The organism is Pseudomonas sp. SWRI18 (genome assembly GCF_014268345.1).
GTDB classification, from domain to species: domain Bacteria; phylum Pseudomonadota; class Gammaproteobacteria; order Pseudomonadales; family Pseudomonadaceae; genus Aquipseudomonas; species Aquipseudomonas cedrina.
In genome coordinates this window covers 239,689-255,720 of sequence record NZ_JACCQQ010000001.1, presented here as the reverse complement: position 1 = coordinate 255,720, position 16,032 = coordinate 239,689, and the positions used below count along the sequence as shown (strand labels likewise).

General features: G+C 62.8%; 13 protein-coding genes. 10 read left to right on the top strand and 3 right to left on the bottom strand.

Annotated elements, in window-relative coordinates:
* Positions 1–2 precede the first annotated feature (2 nt).
* The 3 genes from tssK to tagH are packed head-to-tail and all read right to left on the bottom strand — an operon-like array spanning position 3 to position 3,258.
* A complete protein-coding gene (tssK, locus tag H0Z09_RS01125; RefSeq protein WP_076952061.1) occupies positions 3–1,337 on the bottom strand; it encodes a type VI secretion system baseplate subunit TssK in 1,335 nt (444 codons plus the stop codon).
* 18 nt (positions 1,338–1,355) lie between these two features.
* Positions 1,356–1,871, bottom strand: coding sequence for a type VI secretion system lipoprotein TssJ (gene tssJ, locus H0Z09_RS01120; protein WP_076952062.1), 516 nt, complete (start codon positions 1,869–1,871; stop codon positions 1,356–1,358).
* A 55-nt stretch (positions 1,872–1,926) separates the two neighbouring features.
* Positions 1,927–3,258 carry a type VI secretion system-associated FHA domain protein TagH gene (gene tagH, locus H0Z09_RS01115; RefSeq protein WP_186686276.1) on the bottom strand — a complete coding sequence of 444 codons (1,332 nt, stop codon included), beginning with the start codon at positions 3,256–3,258 and terminating at the stop codon, positions 1,927–1,929.
* A 394-nt stretch (positions 3,259–3,652) separates the two neighbouring features.
* Here tagH and tssA point away from each other — a divergent pair, with 394 nt between their 5' ends.
* From tssA to H0Z09_RS01065, 10 genes are all read left to right on the top strand, one after another.
* Entirely contained in the window at positions 3,653–4,672 is a 1,020-nt protein-coding gene (gene tssA, locus H0Z09_RS01110; protein ID WP_186686261.1) for a type VI secretion system protein TssA, read from the top strand.
* Positions 4,673–4,725: 53 nt separating this feature from the next.
* Positions 4,726–5,232 carry a type VI secretion system contractile sheath small subunit gene (gene tssB, locus H0Z09_RS01105; RefSeq protein WP_010207547.1) on the top strand — a complete coding sequence of 169 codons (507 nt, stop codon included), beginning with the start codon at positions 4,726–4,728 and terminating at the stop codon, positions 5,230–5,232.
* A gap of 2 nt (positions 5,233–5,234) precedes the next feature.
* Entirely contained in the window at positions 5,235–6,731 is a 1,497-nt protein-coding gene (tssC, locus tag H0Z09_RS01100; RefSeq protein WP_186686248.1) for a type VI secretion system contractile sheath large subunit, read from the top strand.
* A 151-nt stretch (positions 6,732–6,882) separates the two neighbouring features.
* Positions 6,883–7,371 carry a type VI secretion system tube protein Hcp gene (locus H0Z09_RS01095; protein ID WP_076952066.1) on the top strand — a complete coding sequence of 163 codons (489 nt, stop codon included), beginning with the start codon at positions 6,883–6,885 and terminating at the stop codon, positions 7,369–7,371.
* A gap of 78 nt (positions 7,372–7,449) precedes the next feature.
* Entirely contained in the window at positions 7,450–7,965 is a 516-nt protein-coding gene (tssE, locus tag H0Z09_RS01090) for a type VI secretion system baseplate subunit TssE (RefSeq protein ID WP_042945974.1), read from the top strand.
* On the top strand, positions 7,962–9,821 hold the full coding sequence (gene tssF / locus H0Z09_RS01085) for a type VI secretion system baseplate subunit TssF (RefSeq protein ID WP_186686233.1): 1,860 nt from the start codon (positions 7,962–7,964) through the stop codon (positions 9,819–9,821). The genes tssE and tssF overlap by 4 nt, the downstream gene beginning before the upstream one ends.
* Entirely contained in the window at positions 9,785–10,828 is a 1,044-nt protein-coding gene (gene tssG, locus H0Z09_RS01080; RefSeq protein ID WP_186686222.1) for a type VI secretion system baseplate subunit TssG, read from the top strand. Before tssF ends, tssG begins: the two co-directional genes overlap by 37 nt.
* Complete coding sequence (gene tssH / locus H0Z09_RS01075) at positions 10,821–13,478, top strand: type VI secretion system ATPase TssH (RefSeq protein ID WP_186686207.1); 2,658 nt, start codon at positions 10,821–10,823, stop codon at positions 13,476–13,478. The genes tssG and tssH overlap by 8 nt, the downstream gene beginning before the upstream one ends.
* A 159-nt stretch (positions 13,479–13,637) precedes the next feature.
* Entirely contained in the window at positions 13,638–15,578 is a 1,941-nt protein-coding gene (locus H0Z09_RS01070) for a type VI secretion system Vgr family protein (protein WP_076952070.1), read from the top strand.
* 15 nt (positions 15,579–15,593) lie between these two features.
* Positions 15,594–16,028 (top strand): DcrB-related protein, encoded by a 435-nt coding sequence (locus H0Z09_RS01065; protein WP_186686197.1) that lies wholly within the window; start codon positions 15,594–15,596, stop codon positions 16,026–16,028.
* Positions 16,029–16,032 lie beyond the last annotated feature (4 nt).

Below are 16,032 nucleotides of genomic sequence, written 5' to 3'. Positions count from 1 at the left end.
GATTATCCTCGGATCGCCCAGAAGGCCAGGTTCAAGCCCGGGAACTGCCCGGCGATGTGGAAAGCGAAACCGCCGGAATTGCTCAGCTGTTGCCAGTGCTCGCTGCCACGATCGAGCTCGTAATAGGTCGAGCCCGCGTGGTACGGCAGTTGGCGTGGCGCCACCGGCAACGGCAACAGGCTGATGCCCGGCAGTTGCAGGTTGACCAGGTCGCGGATGTGTTCCACCGAGCCGACTTTGCTCTGCTGGCCGAAACGCGCGCGCAGGGTTTCGCCGGGCACATCGGCACGCACTACCAGAATGAAACTGGCGCTGTCGAGCAAGGTTTTGTCGGCCAGCATGGCCACGTGGACACCGTAGGCTTTCTCGACAATCGGGATCGGCGTGGCCTTGCTGTCGATCAGCATCGACAGCGCTTCGCGCAGCGCGGCCATCACTGGAGCGAAACTCAGGGCCAAGTCGTCATGCTGGTACTGCGGGTATTCCTGGGGGCGACGGCCCGAGGTCGAAAAGGTAGAGAACTCGCCGGCCAGGCTGACCAATTCGCTGTAGAAGCGCTCGGGGTGCAACGGGCTCAGTTGGCTCAAATGCTGGACTAGCGGTTGCGCACGGTTGACCAGTTGCAGCAGCATGAAATCGGCAATCTCCGACGCACCACCGGCGCCCGACGCAACCACGCGGCCGGCCAGGGCTTCGCCGCGCTGGTGCAGCAGGCCGAGCAATTCACTGCGAAACGCGGTAAGCGGCTTGCTCGCGGCCACGTCGAGTACGGGCGCAATGTAAGTGTCGTCGAGCACCAGCGCGCGGTCGGCGCGTTTTTCCTTGATGCGCACCAGGCCCACGGCGGCGTAGTCGCTGATGCCATCCTGGGCGGTCAGCAAGCGCAGGGCACGTGAACCGACGGCCACTGGGGCGCGGTTTTCGAACGGCGCGTTATCGTCACGCACTTCGCGTACCTGGCTCACGTAACGCGCGGCTTCCAGGGCTTCGCCTTGCTCCACGGTATCGCGGGCGCCAGCGCGCTTGAGCGGCAGGGCCAGGTACACCAGGCCGTCGCGCAGGTTGTCGTCGATATTCAGCGGGCTCGGCGCCAGGTCATCCTGGGGAATATTGAACGGCGTGCCGTCGGGCAACAGGCCGCGTGCCGAGACAATTGCCAGCTTGCCCTGGGCCAGCAGGCCCTGGTCGATCAGCAACTCGGAAAAACCCCAGGCGCCTGCGCACAGCGGACGGCTGCGGGCGTCGATCAGGTTTTCCAGGTAACGGTCATGCTGCTGGAAGTGCTGCGTTCCGATGAACATGCCTTCCGACCAGACCACGCGATTGTTCCAGGACATGGGAGCTCCGATTGCTTCTTATTGGGCAGGGCTGGATGGGGAGGCCACGACGTCGGCGCGCACGGCACGCACATCGAGGCTGATCTGGTATTCGGTGTATTGGCGCGCGGGCACATTGATGACCGTGCGCCATTGCGCGCGGTCCAACTCTCGATAACCCACCAACAGCCCGATCTGGCGCGTGGACGGGTCGAGGTCGCGCTGGATGCTCAGTTGCGCGCCGGGCTGCACCACCACTTCGTCCTGGTCCAGCAGGTCCAGGCCCAGGGTCGATTGCGCGCGGTCCGCCAGCGCGAAGTAATCGGAACGGGCGAACGTGGCGGCGTTTTTCAGCTCGAAAATGCGCACCCGCACCGGCGCGGCCTGGCCGTCGGCACCGGGGTTAAGCCCGCTGATCGCGTGGAAATGCAGCTCGACGGCGGCCGTGTCTGCTTCAGCTTCTGCTTCGGCAGGCGCTTCGGGTTTGGCGGCGTCTTTGGCACACGCCGTCAGCAGAAGCAGTGTGGCAACTGCGAGTAAAAACCTGGGAATCATCCTGCGTCCTCAATGACGTACTTGGCTATCCGTTAATCCATGTATTGCGGCGCGGTTACCGACGCTGTCGGGCGCTGTGTTCTTCGTAGGCCCGGCTGAATTCGCGGCCGAACAGGTCCTGGAAATCTTCCTGGGCCTCACGGGAAATATTGCTGTAGAGCTCGGTGAACTGCTGCCAGTACTGGGCCTGGCGCGAGCCGTTGAAGAGGCTCGACAGCCCGCCGGGCTTACCCATGCGCTCTTCCAGTTGCGCCGGTTCGAAGCGGCTGAGCAGGTGTTTGATCGCCGCCTCCACGCCGGCCATCACCGCCAACTGGTGCGCGCGCAGGTCGTTGAAACTGTCGCGCACGGCGAGGTCCGGCGCCATAAACGCCTGGTTGCCGTGACGTAGTAACAGCAGTAACGCTTCGTCGACATTCGGGGCGAATTTCAACGGATTGTTTTCCGCGGGCTGGATCATCGTCTGCTGCATGCGGAACTCACCCTTGAGGCTGGCGCGGGCACGCAACACGTCGATCAGGCCTTCGACCATCAAGCGGTAGCTGCGGCCGATGCTCTCCATCTGGGCCTCAGCCTGAGCCTTGTCCAGGCGCAGTTGATCAAGGCCCGCGCCGCGCAGGAAGGCTTGCAGAAGGTCGGGTTGCTGGTTGTCCGCCACGGGGAGCACGGGCTCGACCACGGGTGGCGGCAGGATGACTGGCGCTGATGGTATTGGTGGTGGTGGTGCACTGGTCACCGGTGCAGGCGCGTCGCCAAACAGGTCCCAATCCTCGGGGATCACCGCGCCTGACGCCACAGGCGCCTGTTCCACCGGCACGCTGACCGGCGTTGGCGGGCGGAAATCGTGTTGCTCGCTGGGCACGTGGTCCGCCACGGTCGGTGGCGGCACGGTGGTGGGGCTGAGGAAATCAAACAGATCCGGCAGCGTATCCATCGAGGATGCACCCTGGAATTGCGGGGCGATCACCGGCACAGGTGTGGACGGGCTCACCACGGCGCCCATCAGCGCTTCAAAGCTGTTGGGTGATTCGCCGGCAAACGGCTGGCTTGCAACAGCCTGTACGTTGAAATCGATACGCGCCTGGATCTCGTAATCGCCGATACGGATCAACTCGCCATCCTGCAACGGCTCGCTGTTGCCCCGACGCATACGAACACCGGCTTTTACCAACTCCACACCATTAGTACTGTTATCGGTCAGGTAATAACGACCGTCTTTGTATTGAATAACGCAATGTTGCGAGGAGACCAGGCGCTCTGGGTCAGGCAGTACCCAATCATTATCCGAGCTGCGGCCGATAGCCATCGAGCCCTGATTGATGGACTTTTCGGAGCACTGCCCAGGGGTAATCTTGTGATAACTAGTGATAGTCAAACACAGCGACATCTTGTCTCCTTGCTGATACTTCGCGCGCGGTCGATTCCCGGGACAGCGCTTCCCGGGATATCCCCATCCGGTCGAGCAGTCGACCGTCCAAACCTGCCAATGTCAGCATGATCGCTGATCTTAACTGGCCTCTATGACAAAAATCCTGCCCCGGTGCGTCGTTCGACCCGCCAGTCGCACAGGTTGTTAAACACCGCACATCTGTCACACAGGGCGAATAGCTTACCTTGACAAGGCATAAGTACTACACCAAAAATGCACAACTTCTTGCACACCAATGATGGCACATTAGTAGCATTGTGCTTATATGACCAAGAAAACATGCAAAGTTCCTTGCGCAACTAATGCATGAACTGCCCGTCATCTTAACGGGCTGATAGGGAGATCGATTTCAGTGGATGTGCCGTTGCTGCTCACCGCCGTTTCCGCAACTTCGCCCTGTGGCGAAGACATGGAGTATGACGCGCAATTTCTCCAACTGGAGCGTGATGCCAGAGGCCAGCCCGAGCGCAGCATGGGCGACTCCGTCCTGCCCGCCGAACCGCCGGAATGGCGCAGCATCCAGCAGCAAAGCCTGGACTTGCTGGCGCGCAGCAAAGACTTGCGCATCACCCATTTCCTGCTGCAAAGCTCCCTCGCACTCCAAGGCGTGGCCGGCCTGGCCGAAGTCCTCACGCTGATCAACGCGTTGCTGCGCGACTACTGGGCCGACCTGCACCCGCGCCTGGACGCCGACGACGATAACGACCCCACCGTGCGCATCAACGCGCTCACGGGCATGACCTGCGACACCAACATTCGCCTGCTGCGCGAGAGCATCCTCACGCGCTCGCGCACCTTCGGTCCCGTGAGCCTGCGCGCGGCGCTCAATGCCAGTGGCCTGCTGAGCTTCCCCGATGAGCAACTCGGCGCCCAGCAACTCAACGCCGCATTCCTCGACAGCGACCCCGAGCACCTGCAAGCCACCCGCGACGCCTTGAGTGCAGCGCGTGCGGCGTGCGAAGCCATCGAGCAACAAGTCAATGAGCAGGTCGGTTCCGCCCAGGGCGTGGACCTCACGGCCTTGAAGCAACCGCTCAAGCAGGCGTTGCAGATACTCAATCAAGCGGTGCCGGGCAGCGACAGCAGCAGTGAATCCGAGGCGGTCAGTGACGACCATGCCCCCTCGGTCGATTTCGCCCCCGCCCCCGCCGCACCACGCCCGGCCGGTGATATCGCCAGCCGCGATGACGTGTTGCGCAGCCTCGACAAGATTCTTGCGTACTACACCCGGCACGAGCCCTCGAGCCCGCTGCCGGTGCTGTTGAACCGGGCGAAAAATCTGGTGCACGCCGACTTCGCGGCCATCGTGCGCAATCTGATTCCCGATGGCATGTCCCAATTTGAAAACCTGCGCGGCCCGGACGGCGAGTAAACCGCCCGACTGTGCAGTAACAACACCGTCGCTAAGCGACCAGGAGCAGCAACGTGGCGAAGCAAAGTTCTCAGAAATTCATCGCGCGCAACCGCGCGCCTCGAGTGCAGATCGAGTACGACGTCGAGCTTTACGGCGCCGAGAAAAAGGTCCAGCTGCCCTTCGTGATGGGTGTGATGGCCGACCTCGCCGGCAAGCCTGCCGAGCCGTTGGCGCCGGTGGCCGACCGCAAGTTCCTTGAAGTGGACGTCGACAACTTCGACTCGCGCCTCAAGGCCATGCAGCCGCGCGTGGCGTTCCACGTACCCAACGAGCTGACCGGCGAAGGCAACCTGAGCCTGGACATCACCTTCGAAAGCATGGACGACTTCAGCCCGGCCGCCGTGGCCCGCAAGGTCGACTCGCTGAACCAGTTGCTCGAAGCCCGTACCCAGTTGGCCAACCTGCTGACCTACATGGACGGCAAGACCGGCGCTGAAGAAATCATCATGAAGGCGATCAAGGACCCGGCACTGCTTCAGGCACTTGCCAGCGCGCCCAAGCCTGCAGGGGACCAGTAATCATGACCGACAATACCGTTCGCGAAGGCGCGCTGAACCTGGGCGCTACCGAAGAAACCAGCGAGTTCGCATCCTTGCTGATGCAAGAATTCAAACCCAAGACCGAGCGTGCCCGCGAAGCCGTGGAAACCGCTGTGCGCACCCTGGCCGAACAGGCCCTGGCACAGACCGACCTGGTGTCCAATGACGCGATCAAGTCGATCGAATCGATCATCGCCGCCATTGACGCCAAGCTGACCGCCCAGGTCAACCAGATCATCCATCACCCGGATTTCCAGCAACTGGAAAGCGCCTGGCGTGGCCTGCATTACCTGGTCAACAACACCGAGAGCGATGAGCAACTCAAGATTCGCGTGCTCAACATCGCCAAGCCGGAACTGCACAAGACCCTGAAGAAATTCAAGGGCACCGCGTGGGACCAGAGCCCGATCTTCAAGAAGATGTACGAAGAAGAATACGGCCAGTTCGGCGGCGAGCCCTACGGCTGCCTGGTAGGCGACTATTACTTCGATCAGTCGCCACCCGACGTGGAACTGCTGGGGGAGCTGTCGAAAGTCTGCGCCGCCATGCACTCGCCGTTCATCGCCGCGGCCTCGCCGACCGTGATGGGCATGGGCTCGTGGCAGGAACTGTCGAACCCGCGCGACCTGACCAAGATCTTCACCACCCCGGAATACGCCGGCTGGCGTTCGCTGCGTGAATCGGAAGACTCGCGCTACATCGGCCTGACCATGCCGCGCTTCCTGGCGCGCCTGCCGTACGGCGCCAAGACTGACCCCGTGGAAGCCTTCGCCTTCGAAGAAAACACCGACGGCGCCGACAGCTCCAAGTACACCTGGGCCAACGCCGCGTACGCGATGGCGGTGAACATCAACCGCTCGTTCAAGCACTACGGCTGGTGCTCGCGCATCCGTGGCATCGAGTCCGGCGGCGAAGTGGAAAACCTGCCGGCGCACACGTTCCCCACCGATGACGGTGGCGTGGACATGAAGTGCCCGACCGAAATCGCCATCAGCGACCGCCGTGAAGCGGAACTGGCGAAAAACGGTTTCATGCCGCTGCTGCACAAGAAAAACACCGACTTCGCCGCGTTCATCGGCGCGCAGTCGTTGCAGAAGCCGGCCGAATACGACGACCCGGACGCCACCGCCAACGCCAACCTGGCCGCGCGCCTGCCGTACCTGTTCGCCACGTGCCGTTTCGCGCATTACTTGAAGTGCATCGTGCGCGACAAGATCGGTTCCTTCAAAGAGAAGGACGAGATGCAGCGCTGGTTGCAGGACTGGATCCTCAACTACGTCGACGGCGACCCTGCGCACTCCACCGAGACCACCAAGGCCCAGCACCCATTGGCGGCTGCCGAAGTGATCGTGGAAGAAGTGGAAGGCAACCCGGGTTACTACAACTCCAAGTTCTACCTGCGCCCGCACTACCAGCTTGAAGGGCTGACGGTGTCGCTGCGCCTGGTATCGAAGTTGCCTTCGGCGAAAAGCGCTTAAGTAATTTGCTCGCTCGTTCCCACGCTCCGCGTGGGAAGGCCGCCCGGGACGCTCCGCGTCCCAATGACGCAGAGCGTCACAGGATGCGTTACCACGCAGAGCGTGGGAACGATCACCAAATCAAGTGGCCCGTGCCACACAGGGAGAAATCATGGCTGTTGATATTTTCATCAAGATCGGCGACATCAAGGGCGAGTCCATGGACAAGGCCCACAAGGACGAAATCGACGTACTGAGCTGGAGCTGGGGCATGGCCCAGTCCGGCAACATGCACGTCGGCGGTGGCGGTGGCGCGGGCAAGGTGAATATCCAGGACCTGTCGCTGACCAAGTACGTCGACAAGGCTTCGCCCAACCTGATGATGCACTGCGCCAGCGGCAAGCACATCGACAAGGTCAAGCTGACCGTGCGCAAGGCCGGTGGCGAAAGCCAGGTCGAGTACATGGTGATCAACCTGGAAGAAGTACTGGTCACGTCCCTGAGCACCGGCGGTTCGGGCGGCGAAGATCGCCTGACCGAGAACGTCACCCTGAACTTTGCCCAAGTGATGGTCGACTACCAGCCGCAAAAAGCCGACGGCACCAAAGACGGCGGCCCGATCAAGTTTGGCTGGAACATCCGTTCCAACACCAAGCGCTGATAACTCTGGTGGCCGTGGCTGCGCGCCACGGCCCCAGGGATTCTGTTCCTCTCGCAACCCGTCCGTGGAGCTGCTTTGGTGGTAACTGAAATCGCTTCCCGCGACCGTCTGCAACCGTCCCTGCTGGACCGGTTGACCGACGACGACCCAACCAATCCCAAGGAAAGCGCCGACAAACGCGTGCTGTCCCTGACCCAATTGAAAGCCTCGGTCCTGCGCGACCTGGCGTGGCTGCTCAACACCACCTCGTTGCTCGATGCCGATGCGACGTTGCACACCCCGGCCGGCACCTCGGTGGTCAATTACGGCCTGCCGGCGCTGGCGGGCAACAGCGTTTCCAGCGTGGATATCAAGGCGCTTGAAGCGCTGATCTACCAGGCTATCGCCACCTTCGAACCGCGCATCCTGCGCCATACCCTGCGGGTCAAAGCCCGTGTCGGCCAAGGCGAGATGAACCACAACGCCCTGAGTTTCGAGATTGAAGGCGATCTGTGGGCGCAGCCGGTGCCGTTGCGCCTTTTGCTGCAAACCGACCTGGACCTGGAGTCCGGCCACGTACGCGTGGTGAATGCCGACCAGCGGAGGCGCCCATGAACCCGCGCCTGCTGGAGCTGTACAACCAGGAACTGCACCATGTGCGCGAAAGCGCCGCCGAGTTCGCCAAGGAATACCCGAAGATCGCCAGTCGGCTGACCCTGTCCGGCATGGACTGCGCCGACCCCTACGTCGAACGTTTGCTTGAGGGCTTCGCCTACCTTACGGCCCGCGTGCAGCTCAAGCTCGACGCCGAGTACCCGACCTTTACCCATAACCTTCTGGAAATCGCCTACCCGCACTACCTGGCGCCCACCCCGTCGATGACGGTGGTGCAGTTGCAGACCGATCCGGACGAAGGCTCCCTGAGCAGCGGTTTTCCCCTGCCCCGCGACACGGTATTGCGTGCGGCATTGGGCCGCGAAACCCAGACCTGCTGCGAGTACCGCACCGCGCACCCGGTGACGTTGTGGCCGTTGCAAGTCAGCAGCGCCGAATACTTCGGCAACCCCGCCGCCGTGCTCGGGCGCCTGGCCGCCAGCGAGCCGAAGGCCAAGGCCGGCCTGCGCCTGACCCTGCGCACCGGCGCCGAGCTGCCGTTCAACAGCCTCGACCTGGACAACCTGCCGTTGTACCTCAGCGGCGCGGACGAACAACCGTTTCGCCTCTACGAACAATTGCTGGGCAATGCCTGCGCGGTGTTTGCGCGCAAGCCTGGCGGTGACTGGGTGGAGCGCTTGCCGCCGGACGCGCTGCGCTCGCGCGGTTTCGACGACGCGGATGCAGCCATGCCGGTGGTAGCGCGGGCGTTCCAGGGCTATCGCCTGCTGCAGGAATACTTCGCCCTGCCCCACCGCTTCCTGTTCGTCGAGTTCGCCGAGCTGAGCCGCGCGGTCAAACGCTGCGACGGCCAGGAGCTGGAATTGATCGTGTTGTTCGACCGCCACGAGCCGAGCCTGGAAGGCAGTGTCGGCGCGGCGCAGTTCCTGCCGTTCTGCACCCCGGCGATCAACCTGTTCCCCAAGCGCGTGGACCGCATCCATTTGTCCGACCGGGTCAACGAACACCATGTGATCGCCGACCGCACGCGGCCGATGGATTTCGAGATCCACTCCCTGACCGGCCTCACCGGCCACGGCACCGGGCCCGAGCAGCCGTTTTTGCCGTTCTACGCGGTGCGCGATCCGTCGCGCTACGGCCGCGACCGCGCCTATTACACCGTGCGCCGCGAACCGCGTGTGCTGTCCAGCGACCAGCGCCGCAACGGGCCGCGCTCGACGTATGTGGGCAGCGAGACCTTTGTCAGCCTGGTGGACAGCGCGCAAGCGCCGTACCGCCATGACCTGCGCCAACTCGGCGTGACCGCGCTGTGCACCAACCGCGACTTGCCGTTGTTCATGACCGTGGGCAATGGCAAGACCGACTTCACCCTGGCCGACAGTGCGCCAGTATTGGCCGTGCGTTGTGTGGCAGGCCCAAGCCGTCCGCGCCCCAGCCATGCCCATGATGCGAAGGCCTGGCGCCTGATCAGCCAGCTCTCGCTCAATTACCTGTCCCTGAGCGAACAGGGCCAGGGCGCCGGCGCCTTGCGCGAACTGCTGCGCCTGTACGGCGACAGCAACGACGCCGCCCTGCAATTGCAGATTGAAGGCCTGCGCGAAGTCAGCAGCAAAGCCGTGACCCGGCGCCTGCCGATGCCCGGCCCGATCGTGTTTGGACGCGGCCTGGAGATCACCCTGGAATTCGATGAAAACGCGTTTCGCGGCACCGGCGTGTTCCTGCTCGGTGCCGTACTGGAACGCTTCCTGGCACGCTACGTGTCGATCAACAGTTTTACCGAGACGGTGATCCGTACCACCGAACGCGGCGAGATCAAGCGATGGAAAGCCAAGCCCGGACGTCGTCCGACCCTGTGAGTACCTTGGATGCGATGCACCAAGAGCCCTGGGAATACGATTTCTTCCAGGCGCTGCGGCGTATCGAATGCGAAGCGCCGCAACTGCCGCGCCTGGGCCATTCCCTGCGCCTGGCGGATGACCCGCTGCGCCTGGGCCAGCAGGCCGATTGCACCTTCGCGCCGGCCACCCTGGCCTCGGTCGCCCCCGGCGGCGACGGCAAGCCGGCGCGGCTGGAACAATTCTTTTTCGGCCTCGGCGGCCCCAACGGCCCGCTGCCGCTGCATATCACCGAGTACGTGCGCGAGCGCCAGCGCAACCATGCCGACAGCACCAGCAAACAGTTCCTGGACGTGTTCCATCATCGCCTGCTCAGCCTGTTCTACCGGGCCTGGGCCGAAGCGCGGCCGACGGTCAGCCATGACCGCCCGGACGATGACTACTGGTCCGCACGCCTCGCCGCCTTGAGTGGCCGCGGGATGCCGAGCCTGCTCAACCAGGGGCTCATCCCGGACACGGCGAAGCTGCATTACAGCGGCCACCTGTCGGCGCAAACCCGCTATCCGGACGGTTTGAAGGCCATCCTTAGCGAGTACTTCGGCCTGCCGGTGCAGATCGAAGAGTACGTCGGCCAATGGCTGGAGCTGCCCGAGCGCAGCCGCGTCGGCGTGAGCGCCAACCGCCTGGGCATGGACTTTTGCCTGGGCAGTTTCGTGTGGGACCGCCAGCACAAATTCCGCATCCGCCTGGGCCCGCTCACGCTGGATGACTACATGGGCATGTTGCCCGGCCACCAGCCGTTCAACGAGTTGGTAGCGTGGGTGGCCGAGTACCTGGGCCATGAATTGGACTGGGACCTTAACCTGGTACTGCAACAACCCGAAGTCCCGGCGCTGCAACTCAACGGCCAGTTCCGCCTGGGCTTCAACACCTGGCTCGGCCAACCCGCGCATGACGCCAACGACCTAATCCTGGCCCGGCACTACGCCGATCAAGCCACCACCTCAAGGAATCCAGAGCATGGGTGAAATCAGTCGCGCCGCACTGTTCGGCAAACTCAACAGCGTGGCCTACAAGGCCATCGAAGCCGCCACCGTGTTCTGCAAACTGCGGGGCAACCCCTATGTGGAGCTGGCTCACTGGTTCCACCAGTTGCTGCAACTGCAGGACTCGGACCTGCACCGCCTGATCCGGCAGTTCAACCTGGAGCCGGCGCGCCTGGCCCGCGACCTGACCGAAGCCCTGGATCGTCTGCCGCGCGGCTCGACCTCGATCACCGACCTGTCCTCCCACGTGGAAGAAGCCGTGGAGCGCGGCTGGGTATACGGCAGCCTGATGTTCGGCGAAAGCCAGGTGCGCACCGGTTACCTGGTGCTCGGTATCTTGAAGACGCCGAGCCTGCGCCATGCGCTGCTGGGCTTGTCTGCCGAGTTCGACAAGATCAAGGCCGAAGCCCTGAGCGAGCGGTTTGACGAATATGTCGGCGACTCGCCGGAAAACGCCCTGAGCGCCAGCGATGGTTTCAACGCCGGTGCAGTGCCGGGTGAAGCCAGTGGTGCGATGGCGCCGAGTGCGATGGGCAAGCAGGAGGCGCTCAAGCGTTTTACCGTCGACCTGACCGAGCAAGCTCGCAGCGGCAAGCTCGACCCGATCGTGGGCCGTGACGAAGAGATCCGCCAACTGGTGGATATCCTTATGCGTCGTCGCCAGAACAACCCGATCCTCACCGGTGAAGCCGGCGTGGGCAAGACCGCCGTGGTCGAAGGTTTTGCCTTGCGCATCGTCGCCGGTGACGTGCCGCCCGCGCTCAAAGACGTGGAATTGCGCAGCCTTGACGTAGGCCTGCTGCAAGCCGGCGCCAGCATGAAGGGCGAGTTCGAACAACGCCTGCGCCAGGTGATCGAAGACGTGCAGGCCTCGCCCAAGCCGATCATCCTGTTTATCGACGAAGCCCACACCCTGGTGGGTGCCGGCGGTGCCGCCGGCACGGGCGATGCGGCCAACCTGCTCAAGCCCGCCCTCGCCCGTGGCACCTTGCGAACCGTGGCCGCCACCACCTGGGCCGAGTACAAGAAGCACATCGAAAAAGACCCGGCGCTGACTCGTCGTTTCCAGGTGGTGCAGGTTGCCGAGCCGTCGGAGGACAAGGCGCTGCTGATGATGCGCGGTGTGGCCTCGACCATGGAAAAACACCACCAGGTGCAGATTCTCGACGAAGCCCTGGAAGCCTCGGTGAAGCTGTCCCACCGCTACATTCCGGCGCGCCAGTTGCCGGACAAATCCGTGAGCCTGCTGGACACCGCCTGCGCCCGCGTCGCCATCAGCCTGCACGCGGTGCCGGCCGAAGTCGACGACAGCCGCCGTCGTATCGAAGCACTGGAAACCGAGCTGCAGATCATCGCCCGCGAACATGCCATCGGCATTGCGATTGGCGCGCGTCAAACCAACAGCGAAGCGTTGCTGACGGCCGAGCGTGAGCGTCTGGCCATGCTGGAAAGCCGCTGGGCCGAAGAGAAAGCCCTGGTGGATGAGCTGCTCGCCACGCGTGCGACCTTGCGTGAAAAAGCCGGCGTGGTGGACAGCGGCAGCGATGCATTGCGCACGCAACTGGTCGACCTGCAACAACGCCTCACCGCGCTCCAGGGCGAAACGCCGCTGATCCTGCCCACCGTGGATTACCAGGCCGTGGCCTCGGTGGTCGCCGACTGGACCGGCATTCCGGTCGGGCGCATGGCGCGCAATGAACTGGAGACGGTGCTCAACCTCGACCAGCACCTGAAAAAACGCATCATCGGCCAGGACCATGCCTTGCAGATGATCGCCAAGCGCATCCAGACCTCGCGCGCCGGCCTCGACAACCCGAGCAAGCCGATTGGCGTGTTCATGCTGGCCGGCACCTCCGGCGTGGGCAAGACCGAAACCGCCCTGGCGCTGGCCGAAGCCATGTATGGCGGCGAGCAGAACGTCATCACCATCAACATGAGCGAGTTCCAGGAAGCTCACACCGTGTCCACCCTCAAGGGCGCGCCGCCGGGCTATATCGGCTACGGCGAAGGCGGCGTGCTGACCGAGGCGGTGCGGCGCAAACCCTACAGCGTGGTGCTGCTGGACGAGGTGGAAAAAGCTCACCCGGACGTGCATGAAATCTTCTTCCAGGTATTCGACAAAGGCGTGATGGAAGACGGCGAAGGCCGGGTGATCGACTTCAAGAACACCCTGATCCTGCTCACGACCAATGCCGGTACCGAGCTGATTTCCCAGGTTTGCAAAGACCCGGCGAACATCCCGGAGCCGGAAGAAATCGCCAAGGCCCTGCGCCAGCCGCTGCTGGAGATCTTCCCACCGGCACTGCTCGGCCGCCTGGTGACCATTCCGTACTACCCGCTGAGCGACGAGATGCTCAAGGCGATCACCCGCCTGCAACTGAACCGCATCAAGAAGCGCGTGGAGAATACCCACAAAGTCGCCTTCGACTACGACGACGCGGTGGTCGACCTGATCGTCTCGCGTTGCACCGAGACCGAAAGCGGCGGGCGCATGATCGACACCATCCTCACCAACAGCCTGCTGCCGGACATGAGCCGTGAATTCCTCACGCGCATGCTCGACGGCAAGGCACTGGCGGGGGTTCGTATCAGCAGCCGGGATAATGAATTGCACTACCAGTTCAACGATTGACCTGACGGAAATCCGATCAAAATTGTGGGAGCGGGCTTGCTCGCGAAAGCGGTGTGCCAGTCACCGGATGCACCAACTGATACACCGCATTCGCGAGCAAGCCCGCTCCCACATTTGGATTCGGTTCCTCCAGTTATTACGCAATTTACGGGTTAACCGATGCTATTCAACCAAGCCTCACGCCTGGCCAAGATCACCAGCCCCCTCGGGCCGGATGTGCTGTTGCTCAATGAAATGGGCGGCGGTGAAGAGCTGGGCCGGCTGTTCAACTACGAGCTGCAACTGACGTCCCTGGACGCCAACATCGACCTCAACCAGTTGCTCGGCAAGCCCATGAGCGTGGGCCTGCAACTGGCGGACGGCGGTGAACGGCACTTCCACGGCATCGTCGCGCGCTGCAGCCAGAACATCGACCAGGGCCAGTTCGCCAGTTACCAGGTGACGCTGCGCCCGTGGTTGTGGCTGCTGAGCCGCACCTCGGACTGCCGGATTTTCCAGAACCTGAGCATCCCGCAGATCATCAAGCAGGTGTTCCGCGACCTGGGCTTTTCCGACTTCGAAGACGCGCTGAGCCGCCCGTACCGCGAGTGGGAATATTGCGTGCAGTACCGCGAGACCAGCTTCGATTTCGTCAGCCGGCTGATGGAACAGGAAGGCATCTACTACTTCTTCCGCCATGAGCAGGACCGCCATGTGCTGGTACTGGCCGACGCCTACGGCGCCCACACCACCGTGCCGGGCTACGCGTCGATCCCGTATTACCCCAAGGACGAGCAGCAGCGCGAACGCGACCACATGCACAACTGGCACCTGGCGCAGGAAGTGCAGCCGGGCTCGCTGGAGCTCAACGACTACGACTTCCAGCGCCCCAGCGCCAGCATCGACGTGCGTTCGGCCATGCCGCGCCCGCACACCGCCGGCGACTACCCGCTGTACGACTACCCCGGCACCTACGTGCAAAGCGAGGACGGCGAACACTATGCGCGCACCCGCATCGAGGCCCTGCAAACCCTGCACGAACAAATCGAGTTCGCCGGCAATGCGCGGGGCCTGGGCTCGGGCCACCTGTTCAGCCTGACCGGCTTCAGTCGCCAGGACCAGAACCGCGAGTACCTGATTGTTGGCTGCCGCTACTACATCGTCCAGGAAAGCCTGGAAACCGGCGGCGGCTCGGGTTCGGCGCAGTTCGAAAGCAGCCTCACCTGCATCGACGCCCAGCAAAGCTTCCGCCCGCTGCCCAGCACGCACCGGCCTATCGTCAAAGGCCCACAGACAGCGCTGGTGGTCGGCCCCAAAGGCGAAGAAATCTGGACCGACCAGTACGGCCGCGTGAAAGTGCACTTCTACTGGGACCGCCACGATCAATCCAACGAAAACAGTTCGTGCTGGATCCGCGTGTCGCAATCCTGGGCCGGCAAGAACTGGGGCTCGATGCAGATCCCACGGATCGGCCAGGAAGTGATTGTGAGTTTCCTTGAGGGCGACCCCGACCGGCCGATCATCACCGGCCGGGTCTACAACGCCGAGCAGACGGTGCCTTACGACCTGCCGGAAAACGCGACCCAGAGCGGCATGAAGAGCCGCTCAAGCAAGGGCGGCACGCCGGCCAACTTCAATGAAATCCGCATGGAGGACAAGAAGGGGTTGGAGCAGTTGTATATCCATGCCGAGCGCAATCAGGACATCGTGGTGGAGGTGGATGAAAGCCACTCTGTCGGGCATGACCGTAACAAAAGCATCGGCCACAACGAGACGGTGACCATCGGCAACAACCGCCTGCGCATCGTCAAGCAGGAAGACATTCTCTCGGTAGGCCAGCGCAAGACCGACAGCATCAGCCAGAGCTACGTGATCGAGGTGGGTGAAAACCTGCGCCTGGTCTGCGGCGAAAGCATCCTGGAGCTGAACGCCAGCGGTCAGATCAACCTCACCGGCGTGCAAATCAGTTTCTATGCCAGCGGCGACGCCGAGTTCAATACCGGCGGCGTACTGCACCTGAACAACGGTGGCGGCGCTGGCGCCACACCTGATGGCCAGGGCGTGAAAGCCAGTATCGACGCCAATATCAAAGCTGCGTTCCCCACGCCTAAAAGCTCCTGACGAGACCTGTTTGCCATGACGTATCGAATCAACGAATTTCAGTTTCAATTGCCTGCCGGCGAGCTGCAGGACGCCACAATCAACATCCTAAAGTTCCCCGAGCTGGGCACGTCCCTGATCGTCAGCCGCAGCCTGCTCGCCGAGGGTGAAACCCTGCACAGCAATTTCAATGACCAGCTCCAGCGTCTGGAAAAACAGGTGCAGGAGTTGCGTTATCAACCGGGCGTGGATGTGCGTTTGGGCGCGGCGCAGGAAGTCGAAGGCATCGAGTTACGCAGCCAGTTCAACAAGGGCAATGACAAGGTGTTCCAGTATCAGCTGGCGTTGGTGATACCGGGTACGCGCAAGATGCTTGCCCTGAGTTACGTGAAGGCGGACAAGCTGGGGGATGCCGAGGCGGCGCACTGGGCGCTGATCAAGCAGTCTTTGTCGTTCGACGCGCCACAGTGATGAG